Annotated in this window: 13 protein-coding genes and 1 tRNA gene; 11 read left to right on the top strand and 3 right to left on the bottom strand. The window is 64.5% G+C overall.

Going from position 1 to position 14,145, the window contains the following annotated elements:
- The first annotated feature begins 144 nt into the window (after positions 1-144).
- Complete coding sequence (locus C0V82_RS11250; RefSeq protein ID WP_102112430.1) at positions 145-1,395, top strand: TCR/Tet family MFS transporter; 1,251 nt, start codon at positions 145-147, stop codon at positions 1,393-1,395.
- Positions 1,395-2,261 (top strand): DUF4743 domain-containing protein, encoded by an 867-nt coding sequence (locus C0V82_RS11245; RefSeq protein WP_102112429.1) that lies wholly within the window; start codon positions 1,395-1,397, stop codon positions 2,259-2,261. Before C0V82_RS11250 ends, C0V82_RS11245 begins: the two co-directional genes overlap by 1 nt.
- 42 nt (positions 2,262-2,303) lie before the next feature.
- On the opposite strand, the gene C0V82_RS11240 is transcribed toward C0V82_RS11245, so the two are convergent.
- A complete protein-coding gene (locus C0V82_RS11240) occupies positions 2,304-3,290 on the bottom strand; it encodes an adenosine kinase (protein ID WP_245924068.1) in 987 nt (328 codons plus the stop codon).
- Positions 3,291-3,420: 130 nt separating this feature from the next.
- Between C0V82_RS11240 and C0V82_RS11235 the strand changes: the two genes are divergently transcribed.
- From C0V82_RS11235 to C0V82_RS11205, 7 genes are all read left to right on the top strand, one after another.
- Positions 3,421-4,101: an EI24 domain-containing protein gene (locus C0V82_RS11235; RefSeq protein WP_102112427.1), complete on the top strand. Its 681-nt coding sequence runs from the start codon at positions 3,421-3,423 to the stop codon at positions 4,099-4,101.
- A 40-nt stretch (positions 4,102-4,141) separates the two neighbouring features.
- On the top strand, positions 4,142-4,918 hold the full coding sequence (locus C0V82_RS11230; RefSeq protein WP_102112426.1) for a bactofilin family protein: 777 nt from the start codon (positions 4,142-4,144) through the stop codon (positions 4,916-4,918).
- A gap of 142 nt (positions 4,919-5,060) precedes the next feature.
- Positions 5,061-5,396, top strand: coding sequence for a cupin domain-containing protein (locus C0V82_RS11225; protein WP_102112425.1), 336 nt, complete (start codon positions 5,061-5,063; stop codon positions 5,394-5,396).
- 116 nt (positions 5,397-5,512) lie between these two features.
- Positions 5,513-5,588: transfer RNA gene (locus C0V82_RS11220), tRNA-Ala, on the top strand.
- Positions 5,589-5,706: 118 nt separating this feature from the next.
- Complete coding sequence (locus C0V82_RS11215) at positions 5,707-8,091, top strand: penicillin acylase family protein (RefSeq protein ID WP_158659869.1); 2,385 nt, start codon at positions 5,707-5,709, stop codon at positions 8,089-8,091.
- A gap of 91 nt (positions 8,092-8,182) precedes the next feature.
- Positions 8,183-8,563: a hypothetical protein gene (locus C0V82_RS11210; protein WP_102112423.1), complete on the top strand. Its 381-nt coding sequence runs from the start codon at positions 8,183-8,185 to the stop codon at positions 8,561-8,563.
- A 13-nt stretch (positions 8,564-8,576) separates the two neighbouring features.
- Positions 8,577-8,768 carry a helix-turn-helix transcriptional regulator gene (locus tag C0V82_RS11205; protein WP_102112422.1) on the top strand — a complete coding sequence of 64 codons (192 nt, stop codon included), beginning with the start codon at positions 8,577-8,579 and terminating at the stop codon, positions 8,766-8,768.
- Between the two features lie 69 nt (positions 8,769-8,837).
- On the opposite strand, the gene C0V82_RS11200 is transcribed toward C0V82_RS11205, so the two are convergent.
- A complete protein-coding gene (locus C0V82_RS11200; protein WP_158659868.1) occupies positions 8,838-9,173 on the bottom strand; it encodes a hypothetical protein in 336 nt (111 codons plus the stop codon).
- A gap of 310 nt (positions 9,174-9,483) precedes the next feature.
- Between C0V82_RS11200 and C0V82_RS11195 the strand changes: the two genes are divergently transcribed.
- Positions 9,484-11,679 (top strand): TonB-dependent hemoglobin/transferrin/lactoferrin family receptor, encoded by a 2,196-nt coding sequence (locus tag C0V82_RS11195; RefSeq protein ID WP_102112420.1) that lies wholly within the window; start codon positions 9,484-9,486, stop codon positions 11,677-11,679.
- A gap of 10 nt (positions 11,680-11,689) precedes the next feature.
- Positions 11,690-12,685 carry a DUF6607 family protein gene (locus tag C0V82_RS11190; protein WP_199772399.1) on the top strand — a complete coding sequence of 332 codons (996 nt, stop codon included), beginning with the start codon at positions 11,690-11,692 and terminating at the stop codon, positions 12,683-12,685.
- 165 nt (positions 12,686-12,850) lie between these two features.
- On the opposite strand, the gene rlmN is transcribed toward C0V82_RS11190, so the two are convergent.
- Positions 12,851-14,050 (bottom strand): dual-specificity RNA methyltransferase RlmN, encoded by a 1,200-nt coding sequence (gene rlmN, locus C0V82_RS11185; RefSeq protein WP_102112419.1) that lies wholly within the window; start codon positions 14,048-14,050, stop codon positions 12,851-12,853.
- Positions 14,051-14,145 lie beyond the last annotated feature (95 nt).

The raw sequence follows: 14,145 nt of genomic DNA, 5'->3' as shown, positions 1-14,145 counted from the left end.
TCCGCGCCCTTGGCTTACGGCACCACGCGGTGCCGGGCTGGCAGTCGCCAGCCTGTTATCTACCGAGGGTCAAGCCTTCGGTAGATTGGTGTCGCGCGTCTGTTTCTGATATGAGAGCCCCCGGCACCTTAGCCGGAAGAGCTTATGTCCCTATCCTCCCCCCGCCAGGCCGGCATCCCCTTTATCATGATCACCGTCCTTCTGGACGTGTTGACCTTCAGCCTGACGATCCCTGTCTTCCCCTCCCTGGTCAGCCAGTTTGCAGCCAGCGAGGCGTCGGCGGCTTGGTGGATGGGGGCGATGATCGCCAGCTTCTCCATCATGCAGTTTCTGTTCGCGCCTGTGCTGGGCGCCCTGTCGGACCGGTTTGGGCGGCGTCCGGTCATCCTGGCCTCCATCGCGGGTATGGCCATTGACCAGTTGTTCATGGCCTTTGCACCGGGCCTGATCTGGCTGCTGGTGGGGCGTATGGCGGCGGGACTGACAGCGGCCAATATCACAGCGGCCAATGCCTATATCGCCGATATCAGCGGACCGCAGGACAGGGCCAAGAATTTCGGGAAGATGGGGGCCGCCTTCGGCATCGGCTTCATTACGGGCCCGGCCCTGGGCGGCATCCTGGGGGAGATCGACCTGCGCCTGCCCTTCATGGTGGCCGCCGGTCTGGCGGCGTTGAATTTCCTGTATGGTCTGCTGGTGCTGCCCGAGTCGCTGGCGCCTGCCAACCGCCGTGCCTTTAGTCTGGCCCGCGCCAATCCCATTGGGTCGCTGCGGGCGCTGGCCATGCATCCCGTCGTCCTGGGCCTGGCCGCCAGCCGCACCTGCATGGTGCTGGCCATGGGCGTGTTGCAGATGGTCTGGGTGCTCTACACCACCAAGCGCTTCGGATGGAGTGAGCTGGATAACGGCCTCTCGCTGGCCGCCGTGGGCCTGACCACGGTGCTGGTGCAGGGCGTGCTGATCGACCGGATTGTGAAAAAGCTGGGGGAGCCGCGCACGGCCCTTCTGGGTATCGGGCTGGAGGCCACCGCCTATGCCGGCTATGGGGCGGCGGGATCATCCACGGCTTTCGCCGCCTTCATCCCCGTCCATTCGATGAGCGGAATGAGTTCGCCTGCAATCCAGAGCATCGTATCGCGCAGCGTCGGGGCCGATGAACAGGGATCGGTCCAGGGGGCCTTTGCCAGCATGCAGAGCCTGACCTTCATCCTGGCCCCCCTGATCGGGGCGGAACTGTTCGAACATTTCACCGCAGAGGGGGCGACGATCCCCATTCCCGGCATGCCCTTCTATTTCGGGGCGGCCATGCTGGTCTTGGCCGGGCTGGTCGCCGCCTGGGCCGTGCGGCGGGTACCGGCCCCCCCACAAGCCGGACCAGTGACGGAGGGCGCCTGATGGTAGATCCTGACCTGACACAAGGCTTCCTGCGCCATATCCGGGCCTGCAACCGGCATGACCTTTCGGGCTTCCGGCCCTTCTCCATCGCCGGTGTCACGGTGGGGCAAGTGCGGATAGGGTTTATGGAACGGCTGCTGGCTCTGGGGCTGCCCTTCATCCCTGATGCAGGCGGGGTCAGCCTGCATCCTGGCCTGACCGATGCGCCGTCACGCACCCGCGCGGTGGCCGCTGCCCTTGACCGGCTGGTGGCGGACGGCACCATCCCGAAACTGCGTCGGGAGATGTACACGGTCTGTGATGGCTGGGGCCGCCCCGCCCTGATGGAGCTGGACCGCGCGGCCATCCCGTTTTTCGGGGTCACGGCCTATGGGCTGCATGTCAATGGCTTCGTGCGGAAGCCGGATGGCATCCACCTGTGGGTGGGTAAGCGCGCCATGGACCGGGGGGTGGCACCGGGCCAGTACGATAATCTGGTGGCCGGCGGACAGCCCGCAGGCCTCAGCCTTTCCGACAATCTGGTCAAGGAAGCCTGGGAAGAGGCGGGACTGCCGGCAGACATGGCGTTGCGCGCGGTGCCGGTTGGGGCCATCACCTATCTGATGGAACAGGACAAGGGGCTGAAGCCCGATGTGCTGTTCCTTTACGACCTGGAACTGCCACCCGATTTCGTCCCCCGCAATACCGATGGCGAGGTGGAACGGTTCGAGCTGTGGCCCGTCGCCCGCGTGGCTCAAAGCGTGCGCGACAGCGATGATTGGAAATTCAACGTCAACCTGACAGTGATCGATTTCCTGATCCGCCATGGCTGGCTGACCCCCGACCACCCGGAATATCTGGAACTGTGTCGGGGATTGCGGCGATAGCCCCTGTCGCATGCGGGCAAGGCCCGCATGCGACAGGCCCGATCACAGTCCCTTGGACTTCACCAGCTCAGCCAGATTGACCTCCGACCGCGCACCATAATGGGTGATGATCTCACCCGCACAGATGGCGCCCAGCCGCGCGCAATCAGACGGGCTGCGGCCCTGGGTGTAACCATAGAGGAAGCCGGCGGCGAACAGGTCGCCCGCCCCCGTCGTATCCACGACCTGGGACACTTTTTCGGCCGGAACCGAGTAGGTCTCTCCCCCCACCAGGACGGTTGCCCCCTGTTCGCCGCGCGTCAGGACGGCCACTTCCACATGGCGGCGCGCCTCGGCGGCGGCGCTGTCGAAATCGCCACCGAACAGGGCGACGATCTCGCTCTCATTCGCGAACAGGATATCGACATGGTTCTTGACCAGGTCGCGAAAGCTATCCAGGTGACGGTTGACGCAGAACGGGTCGGACAGCGACAGGGCCACCTTCTGCCCGGCCTCATGCGCCAGGGCGGCTGCCTTCAGGAAGGCCTGCTTAGCCGCCGGCGGGTCCCAGAGATAGCCTTCCATATAGGTGACCTTGGAGGACTTGATCACCGCCGGATCGATATCGTCGGGTGTCAGGTCCAGGCACGCACCCAGGAAGGTGTTCATGGTGCGGTGGCCGTCGGGCGTCACCAGGATCAGGCAGGAACCGGTCGGCTTGCCATCCGTCAGGTCGGGCGTGTCGAACACCACACCGGCGGCACGGATGTCATGGCGATAGACCTTGCCCAGCTGGTCATGGGCAACCTTGCCCACGAACACGCCCTTACCGCCCAGCGACGCCAGGGCCGCCATGGTGTTGCCGGCGGACCCGCCCGACATTTCCAGACCCGGACCCATCTTGGCGTACAGCGCATCAGCCTCTTCAGCGCTAATGAGGCGCATGGCGTTCTTCACCAGGCCATTGGCGGTCAAAAACTCTTCGTCGGCCTTCGCGATCACATCGACGATCGCGTTACCCAGACCCACCACATCATAAACAGCCGCCACGAATGGCCTCCACAAAACGATCAGAATTGGCGCGGAGTATAGGCAGACCGCGTCTTGCGGCAAGTGCCCATGCATCCCCATATGAATAGCACTGGTGCATGGGTGCCGATCCGGGCAGGGGGCCAACGCATTGATCCGCGAGTTATCACGCGCCGTTGGGCAATTGCCCGACCCCGCCTTTACCCGTGTGCTGATCTTCGCCGCACTGGGCACCATCGTACTGTTTATCGCCCTGCTGACCGGGTTCGGCTGGCTTTTGACCCATACATCCCTGTTCGATATCGGCTGGGTGGAAACGGGTATCGACCTGCTGGGCGGGGTGGCAGGACTGTTTTTGGCCTGGCTGATGTTTCCCGCGGTGATGGTCGCCGTTTCCTCCACCCTGCTGGACAGGATTGTTGATGCGGTGGAACGGCGCCATTACCCGCATCTGCCCCCGCCGCAGCGCATCCCCGTCTGGCGCTCCGTACTGGAGGGGCTGAAATTTCTGGGGCTGGTGTTACTGGCCAATCTGCTGGCCCTGCCTTTCTATTTCGTGCCCGTGGTCAACCTGTTCGTCTGGTTCCTGGTGAATGGTTACCTGATTGGGCGGGAATATTTCGAGCTGGTGGCCGTCCGCCGGCTTACCCCGATGGGGGTGAAATTTCTGCGCAGCGAGCGGCGGATGGGACTTTTTGCGGCGGGCGTCATTATCGCCTTTCTTTCGTCGCTTCCACTCGTCAATCTGCTGGTGCCCGTGCTGGCGGCGGCGTTCATGGCCCATCTTGTCGAAGGGATGCGGCGTGATCTTCCTGCTGCGGCATCTGTGTGAACCCCGCCTTTAGCCGATAAGATACAGGGGGCAAGACGACATGTTCCGACGCCAGAGACCGCCCGTGGCCCCGGCCACGCCCACCCCGCCCGAACCGCCGGTGCCGCCCGCACCGTCGGCGGATGCAGGGGGGAGCGCTGCCGGATTCCGCCCGGCAGAGCCGGCGGCGGCCACTCCTTCCGCCATTGTTGAACCCAGCACCGATACCGGTTCCGAAACCAGCCCGAGGACGACGATGAACACGCCTTTCTCCACCCCGCCCGGCGGCCCGCTTTCTTCTGCCGCCCCGTCGTTGAAGACGGAGATTCCGCGCCGCGTCGTCGATATTCCCAACAGCCCGCCCAAGCGTGTCGCCCCCACCGGCGTGGAAGGCAACAGCCCCGCCACGGCGGAGATGCGCAAGCTGATCGTGGGCCGCGATATCAGCCTGTCGGGTGAGATCGCCGCCTGTGACGTGCTGGTCGTCGAAGGCACCGTTGAGGCCAAGCTGCGCGACGGCCATGTCGTGGAGATCACCGATACCGGTCTGTTCAAGGGCTCGGTGGAGATTGACGAGGCCGATATCGGTGGCCGCTTCGAAGGCGACATCACAGTGCGCGGTACGCTGAAGGTCCGCTCCACGGGCCGCATCACGGGCAATATCCGCTACGGCACGCTGGAAGTGGAAAATGGCGGGCAACTGTCGGGCACCATCCAGGTGCTGGGCGCCGACGCCGCAGTACCAGCACCCAAGGCCGCCCCCGCCCCGCAGCCGGCCCCGGTACAGGTCGCCGCCGCCCCGGTCGCTGACACCGAGGATGAGGAAGCGGTGGGCTGATCCCTCCACCTCCCGCCCCGTTGAATAGAACCCCGCCGGTGCCGCCGGCGGGGTTTTTCATGTGGCGGGGACAATTGAAGGGCTTGGCGGAACGGGGCCGTCATTGTTCGCTGGAACAGTCATCCCTTCGGAGACCTCAGCCATGACCCCGCCCTTCCTGTTTACCCCCGCCAGTGCCATGACCGCCATCGCGGGCCGGACCGGTATTCAGCGGTTCGAATATATGATCCGCCATGGCAGCATGAAGGCCGGGCTCTATGCCCCGCAGAACCGGGACGAGCAGGGACCGCATAAACAGGATGAGCTGTATGTCGTCGTGACCGGCACCGGCACCTTCGAAAAGGCAGGTCAGACACAGACCTTTGGCCCCGGTGACCTGATCTTTGTGGAGGCGGGGGTGGAGCACCGGTTCACCGGCTTCAGCGATGATTTCACCTGCTGGGCCATTTTCTGGGGCCCCGATGGTGGTGAGGCTTGAAGCCCTTCACATGCCTGCCTTGCCCGGATCGCTGATCAAGGGGCTTGCATCCACGCCCGCTTTTGTCCATAAAGCCGCCCACCGCGACGGTCACCCAGACGCCGCGTCCAAGTTTCGGGGCCATAGCTCAGCTGGGAGAGCGCTACAATGGCATTGTAGAGGTCAGCGGTTCGATCCCGCTTGGCTCCACCAAATTCAAAGGCCCTGCCGGTGACGGCGGGGCCTTTGCCTTTTGGACCCCAATCCCCTTGCGCCCGACCTGCCCAAAAGGGAAACTGCCACCGCCTTCATAAGAATAAGCGGGGATATCTTGGCACGCAGGCGCAGTGGAAAGCGGTCGGGGTTCGGGATTGGCCGGGTGCTGAAATATGGCGTGGCGGGGATCGGCGGGGTGCTGGTGCTGGCGGCCGGGGCCTTTGCGGTCAATCTGGCTGTCTCCAAACCCACGCTGGAGGGGGCGCTGGCCCTGAAGGGCCTGATGGCGCCTGTCGCCATCACCCGCGATGCCGGCGGCGTGCCGACGCTGGAGGGGGCAAGCCGGGCCGATCTGGCCCGCGCGTTGGGTTTCCTGCATGCCCAGGAACGCTATTTCCAGATGGACCTGATCCGCCGGTCGGCATCGGGCGAGCTGTCGGGCCTGCTGGGCCCCATCGGGCCGGTACTGGAGATCGACAAGGCGCGGCGCATCCACCGGCTGCGCCACCGCGCCGGACAGGTGGTGACCAACCTGCCCGCCGATCAGAAGGCGATCATCGTCGCCTATACCGACGGCGTGAACCAGGGTCTGGCCAGCCTGACGGGCCGTCCCTTCGAATATAGCCTGCTGTTCGCCTCCCCCCTTCCCTGGGCGGCGGAGGATACGATCCTGGCCGCCTATGCCATGTATCTGGATTTACAGGATGAGGATGCGTTGACGGACCGTATCCGCGCCCAGAACCTGCAAAGGCTGGGGCCGGACATGATGGATTTCCTCTATCCCCGCGGTACAGCGCTTGACGCCGCCATCGACGGTTCGGTCACGCCCGAGCCGGCCCTGCCCAGCGCGGTCCCCATGCAGGGGCGCAAGGCGGCCCTGGTCGATCCCGATCCCGGCCCCACCATTGGCAGCAATGCCTGGGGTGTTGGCGGGGCGCTGACGGAAAATGGCGCGGCCCTGGTGGCCGACGACATGCATCTGGGCATCGCCATTCCCGGTACCTGGTATCGTGCCCGCCTGCGCATCGCCTCCGGACCTGAGGCCATGGACGCGACCGGCGTCACCCTGCCGGGCACGCCGGCCCTGGTGGCGGGCAGCAATGGCAAGGTTGCCTGGGGCTATACCAATTCCTATATCGATACGGCCGATGCCGTGATCCTGGAACCCGTGTCCGGTGCGCCGGGCCAGTATCAGACCCCGGACGGGCCCAAGGACCTGATCCGCACCACGGAAAAGATCTGCCCTGCCTGGGGCGACTGTCAGGATCTGGTGGTGGAGGACAGCATCTGGGGTCCGGTGGTCGATACGCTGTCGGACGGTACGAAGATCGCCGTCCGCTGGACCGCGCATGAGGCGGACGCCATCAATCTGACGGGCCTGCTGGGCCTGGAACGCGCCGACAGCGTGGATGCCGCCATCGCCATCGCCCACGCCGCGCGCCAGCCACAGCAGAACCTTGTCGTGGGCGATACAGCCGGCAATATCGCCTGGACCATCATCGGGTCGGTACCGGCCCGGTTCGGCACGGATGGCAGCTTGCCCAGCAGTTGGGCCGATGGCACGCGCGGCTGGAACGGCATGTTGCCGCCCGATCAGGTGCCCGTGATCCGCAATCCCGACCATCACCGCATCTGGACGGCCAATGCCCGCATCGTGGGCGGGGACGCTTATGCAAAGCTGGGCGATGGCGGCTACGACATGGGTGGACGCCAGGGGCAGATCCGCGACGGTCTTTTCGCGCGCGATCGGTTCACGCCCGCCGACATGCTGTCCATCCAGCTGGATGACCGCGCCCTGGTTCTGTCCTTCTGGCAGGAACAGATGCTGGGCGCCCTGAATGCAAGGCAGGGTGACACGCGGCTGGCCGCTCTGACGGGTCCGGTGCGCGACTGGGGCGCACGGGCGGCGGTGGACTCTGTCGGCTACCGACTGGTCCGCGCCTTCCGCCTCGCCTTCTCGCAAAAGCTCTACAGCGCCTATCTGGGGCTGGAGGGCACGCCGCCGCGCAACCGTTCGGCGGCACAGCAGGAAGGCCCCCTGCGCCGCCTGCTGACCGAAAAGCCCGAGGCCCTGGTCCCGCCTGGATACAAGGATTGGGAGGCGCTGATTGATGCCGCCCTGATCGACGTCGCCGATCAGGTGGACAAGGCCGGTGGCGCCGCCGCCTTCACCTGGGGTGCGCGCAATGTGGCGGAGGTCCGCCACCCCCTGACCCGCATCCTGCCGCCCATCGGCTGGCTGACCGATCCGCCCGAGCAGGGATTGCCCGGCGACAGCATGATGCCGCGCGTGCAGGGACCTGGCTTTGGCGCCAGCCAGCGCTTCGCCGTGTCACCGGGGCGTGAGGGCGAAGGCTATTTCCACATGCCGGGCAGCCAGAGCGGACATCCGCTGTCGCCCTACTATCTGACCGGTCATCAAGATTGGGCAGAGGGCAAGCCAACCCCGTTCCTGCCAGGGTCCGCGCGCTGGACGCTGACCCTGCAGCCGGGCGCCTGATGGAAAGTTCACTTTCCATGTAAAGCCTCCTTGACAGGCCAGTTTCCCTCCGTCATATGGAAAGCATGCTTTACATATAACGGAGGAAATCATGACCAATGCACGACGCTATGTGTTTGAATTGCTGGCCAGCATCACGGCCTATGCCATCGTTCTGATCGGGGTGAACAAGGCGGCGCAGTGGGGCTGGGTGCCGGACGCGCTGTCGGTGCCTGTTGCCTTGCTGCCCATGCTGCCGGGCGTGGCCACAGTCTGGGTGATCATGCGCCATATCCGCCGCCTGGATGAGATGCAGCGCCGCATGCAGTTCGAAGGGCTGGCTTTCGGCTTTGCCATGACGGCGCTGATCACCTTCTCCTACGGCTTCCTGGAAGGTCAGGGATGGCCGAAACTGTCAATGTTCACGGTACTGCCGCTGATGCATGTGATGTGGGTTCTGGGCTATGTCCTGGCCTGCCGCCGTTACCGCTGAACGGGGGCCGGACATGAAGAACCGATTGAAGGATCTGCGCGCCGAACGCGGCTGGTCCCAGGGTGATCTGGCAGACAAGCTGTCCGTGTCACGCCAGACGGTGAATGCCCTGGAAAATGGCCGCTACGATCCCAGCCTGCCCCTGGCCTTCGCCATCGCCCGGCTGTTTGAACAGCCGATCGAGGCGATCTTCCAGGAGGATTGAGCATACCTTGCGGGCGCAAAAAACCCCGGCGGGTTACCGCCGGGGTTTCGCTCGTCTTCGAAAGGCCGGTTACTTCGTCTTGGCCTCGGTCTTCACGTCAGCCTTCACTTCCGGCTTCGCTTCCGCCTTCACGTCGGCCTTCACCTCCGGGGCCGCCGTGGGGGCAACCGTGGGGCTGCCAGTGGGGGCGGATGCCGCCTGGCCCTTGGCGTCGGCCTTCACCTCATGCTTGTGTTCGACCGTGGCGGGCTTGGCCTTGTCGGTGGTGGCCGGGGCCGTAACCGCCGCCGGGGTGGCCGATGCCGTCGTCGCCTGTCCGGTGGTGCCGCTGGTCGCATTCTGCGCCTGGGCAGCACCCGTCAGCAGGGCGAAAGTCAGACCGGTCATCAGCATAACGGTACGCATTCGATCCTCCAGATTTTCTGTCGTTTGGGGTTCGTCGCCGTCTGGCTTCGTTGTTCCCCCGACACCTTCATAAGACTGCCGCGCGGTGGCGCCGGTGGGGCAGGTCCGGGGCGAAGCGTCGGAGTTTCAACGGCTTTTCCAGGCCGGACCCGACGCCATGCCGCCATAATCCCTGGGCTCGCGCCACGATCCCGCCATCAGCTTCATCGAGCCGCCAAATTGATATTGATTCTCACCCGCATTCTGAATATTGATGTTGAGAGTGGTTCGCAATTGCAGTTGGGAGTGTGGGATTGTGACTTGCCGGAATATGACGGCCTTGCCCCTGGTTCTGTTGGCCCTGGCCGCCCCTGTGGGTGCGCAGGATGTGCAAGTGGCTGACGCTGCGGATATGCAGGTCAGCGAGATCACGGTGATCGCCACCCGCACGCCCAAGGAAACCCTGGATGCGCCGGCAACCGTCAGCGTCATCGGGGCGGAGAAAATGAAGGACCGGCTGGTCACCGATATCAAGGACCTGATCCGCCATGAACCGGGCGTGTCCGTCCGTTCGTCGCCCACCCGTTTCACCGCCGCCGGTGCCAATACAGGGCGCGACGGCAATAGCGGGTTCAATATCAGGGGTCTGGAGGGCAACCGCGTTCTGATCCAGACCGATGGCATCCGCGCCCCCGACGCCTTTGCCTTTGGCGGGCAATCGGTGGGCCGTGGCGATTATGTCGATCTGGACCTGCTGAGATCCGTCGAAATCCTGCGCGGCCCTGCCTCTGCCCTCTATGGCTCCGACGGGCTGGCCGGTGCCGTCAGCTTCGTGACCAAGGACCCCGTCGATTTCATCCAGGGCGAGAAGGCCTATGGTGGAGAGGTGAAGGCCGGCTATAGCGAGGCGGATCGCGGCTGGGGCAAGGGCATGGTCCTGGCCGGCAAGGCGGGCGACTGGTCAGCCATGCTGGCCTATAACCGCCGCGACGCCAAGGAGACGGAGAATAAGGGCGCGATCAAGACCGCCAACATCAACCGCACCGCCGCCAACCCGCAGGACATTGCCGATAACTCGGCCCTGGCCAAGCTGGTCTGGCAGCCGACGGGCGAACATGCGCTGCGCCTGACCTATGAGCTGTTCGACCATGATATGGAGGCCGATGTCCTGACCGCCGTGGCGGTACCGCCCCTGGCATCGACCAGCGTCATCGGCCTGAAGGCGCATGATACGGTACGCCGCGACCGGGTCAGCCTGGATCACCGCTATGATCCCGCCGATGGTGGCGTGATCGACAGCCTGCACTGGACGCTCTACCGCCAGGACAGCGACACGCGGCAATATTCCGCCGAAGACCGCAATAGTGCCGCCGACCGGTTGCGGATCAATACCTTCGACAACAAGGTCACGGGCCTGAATGTCGATGCCAGCACCTCCATCAAGGGCGATGGCATCGACCATCTGCTGGTCTATGGCGGTGATTTCTCCCTGACCGAACAGCTGGGCACCCGCGACGGGACGGTACCGCCGACGGGGGAGACCTATCCCACCCGCGCCTTCCCCACCACCGACCATACGCTGGTCGGCCTGTTCATCCAGGATGAGGTGACATTGCTGGGCGGGTCCCTGTCGCTCTATCCCGCCTTGCGCTACGACTATTACAAGATCGACCCCAAGACCGACCCGCTGTTCGTGGGTACCGCCACAGGGCAGAGCGATGATCATGTCTCGCCCAAATTCGCGGCCCTTTACTGGCTGAACGATCATGCCGGCCTGTTCGCGAATTATGCGGAAGGGTTCAAGGCGCCCGCTCCGGGGCAGGTGAATAACGGCTTTGCCAACCCGATCCAGAATTACCGCTCCATCTCCAACCCCGATCTGAAGCCGGAAAGCAGCCGCACCGTCGAACTGGGCCTGCGTCTGCGCGGGGATGACTGGCAGGCGGCCGTCACCGGGTTCAAGGGCTGGTACGATGATTTCATCGAACAGGTACTGGTCTCGGGCAATTTCACGGCCGCCAGCCCCGCGACATATCAATATGTGAACCTGAACAAGGTGACGATCCACGGTCTGGAGGCCAAGGCCAACTGGGATATCGGCCAGGGCTTTGGCCTGATCGGCGGTGCCGCCTATGCCAAGGGGGATCAGGAAACGGGCGGCGTGAAACGCCCCCTGGACAGCATCGATCCGGTGAAACTGACCCTGGGCGTCAGTTGGGAAGAACCGACCGAGGGGCGGTTCGGCGGTGATATCAGCGCCATTTATTCGGCCAAGAAATCCACGTCCCGCATCGGCACCACCTGCACCGGCGGCTGTTTCGCGCCCGGCGACTTCATTGTGCTGGACGCCACCGCCCGCTGGCGCGTGACGGATTTCGCCACCCTGCGCGCCGGCCTCTTCAACATCACCAACCAGAAATACTGGTGGTGGGGTGATGTGCGCGGCCTGGCCGCCAGTTCCACCGTCCGCGACAGCTATACCCAGCCCGGCCGCAATCTCAGCGCCTCGCTCACCGTCAGCTTCTAAGGAACCCCCGATGAACATGTCCCTGAAAGCCGGTCTGACGGCCCTGGCCCTGCTGGCCGCCCTGCCCGCCACGGCCCAGGTCGATTGCGGCAAGCCCGACTGCACCGCCTTCAATGCCGACCGCGCTGCCATCCTGGCCATGGCCGGCACCTACCGGGTGAAGTTCGACTTCAAGGAGACGGTGGCCATCGCCCCTGGCTATGAGCCCATCGAGCCTAAGCGCAGCGGCGGGTTTGAGGCGGTGCGCGTGATCGAGGATACGGGCCGCACCATCCGCTTGCAGCATCTGCTGGTCGTCAAGGATGAGGAGGACAAGCCCTTCGTCATCAAGCATTGGCGCCAGGACTGGACCTATGAGCCGGAAACGGTGCTGACCTATGAAGGCCCGGACCAGTGGAAGGTCACGCCCGTGCCGGCGGCCCAGCGCACCGACGCCTGGGCCCAGACGGTCTGGCAAACCGATGACAGCCCGCGCTATGGCGGGGTCGGACAATGGAAGCATGATCGCGGCGAACATCGCTGGATCAGCGGGGAGACGGGCCGGCCCCTGGCGCGGCGCGATGCGGTACGCAAGCCGATCTATGACCGCTATTTTGGCACCAACCGCCATGCGCTGACGCATCAGGGCTGGGTGCATGAACAGGATAACGCCAAGGCCGGCATGCGCGACGGCAATCTCGCCACCATCGTGCATGAGGTGGTGTTGAACAGCTATGTCCCGTCCACGGAATTCGAAATCCAGGCGGCGGATGATTACATGGCCAAAACGGCCACCTTCTGGGCCGCCGTGCGCAAGCAATGGGACGATGTCGCGGCCCGGCATGGCGGCATCCATCTGGTGCAGGAGGCCGAAAACGGCTCCAGCACCGGCAAGCAACTCATGGAACTCGCCGGGAAGGTGGCGAAGGGAGAGATGGGGACGGCGGATGCCGTGTCCCAGGCCCGCCACCTGATCACCGGCGCCACAGGACCGGCCACCGCCATGGCCGGCGCGTCGCGGGGGTGACGCGCATCCGGGGGCTGGCGGTATTGTGCGCCGGCCCCCGGATGGAATGCGAAAGGGACGGACCAGCTTGGGTTGGTCCGTCCCTTTTCGTGTTCTTGAAGAATATTGCTTCCCCGGCCTTCGCCGGGAAGGCGGTAAAGAGGCGTGAAGCCGTTCCGGCCCGCTCTACAGCGCCAGTGCTGCTTCCTTGGCCGCGATCTGGGCAGCGTACTCGGCAGCAAGCAGCTTGCTTTGTTCCAGTTGCCCTGCACGCTGGGCGGCGGTGGGCCGCTGGCTTTCGCTTTTGAGCTGGCCACAGGCGGCCAGGATATCGTCGCCGCGCGGGCGGCGGATGGGGCTGGCATAACCGGCCGCGTTCACATAATCGCTGAACTTCTCGATCTGGTCCCAGTCGCTGCGCTCAAACGGCGAACCGGGCCAGGGATTGAACGGGATCAGGTTGATCTTGGACGGGATGTCCCGGATCAGGCGCACCAGCTCGCGGGCATCCGCCATGCTGTCATTGACGCCCTTCAACATGACATATTCCCAGGTGCAGCGCCGGGCATTGTTCAGGCCCGGATAATTGCGCACCGCATCCATCAATTCCTTGATCGGGTATTTGCGGTTGATGGGCACGATGCGGTCGCGCAGCTCATCATTCACGGCATGCAGGCTGACGGCCAGGTTCACGCCCAGCTCCTCGCCCGCCTTCTTCATCATGGGCACCACGCCGGAGGTGGACAGGGTGATGCGGCGCTTGGAGATGGAGATGCCTTCCCCATCCATGATGATCTTCAACGCCTTGGCGACGTTATCGTAATTATAAAGCGGCTCGCCCATGCCCATCATGACGATGTTGGACAGCATGCGACCGTCCGGCGGGCTGGGCCATTCTTCCAGATGGTCGCGGGCCAGCATCACCTGTCCCACAATCTCATCCGCTGTCAGGTTACGCACCAGACGCTGCGTGCCCGTGTGGCAGAAGCGGCAGGTGAGCGTGCAGCCCACCTGGGAGGAGACGCACAGCGTGCCGCGATCTTCCTCCGGGATGTGGACGGCCTCCACCTCCTGCCCGTCATGGAACCGGCACAGCCATTTGCGCGTGCCATCGACGGATTTCAGATCCTTGACCGGTGTGGGCCGGTCCACCACGAAATGCTCGGCCATTTTCTCGCGCGCCGGCTTGGCCAGCGTCGACATCAGCGCGAAATCGGTGACGCCGCGATGATAGACCCAGTGCCAGACCTGGCGCGCCCGGAACTTCTCGAATCCGGCGTCGACCAGCGTGCTTTCCAGCTCTTCGCGGGAAAGGCCGACAAGGTTGATCCGACCGTCGGTGCGGGCCGCCGGCGCGAAATTGCTGCTGTGATTTTCGATGCCCATGATCGGCTGTAGATGACTCAAGCCGGCCCCGCTGGCAAGGGGGCTTGCCGCCGGGGGTGGCTTGCAGGGGACGCAAGCAGGCCCACAACCCGACC

Origin of the sequence: Niveispirillum cyanobacteriorum (genome assembly GCF_002868735.1) — a bacterium.
In the GTDB taxonomy this organism is placed as follows: Bacteria; Pseudomonadota; Alphaproteobacteria; order Azospirillales; family Azospirillaceae; genus Niveispirillum; species Niveispirillum cyanobacteriorum.
The sequence above is the reverse complement of the archived record's forward strand: the minus strand, read 5'-3'. Positions and strand labels throughout refer to the sequence as shown.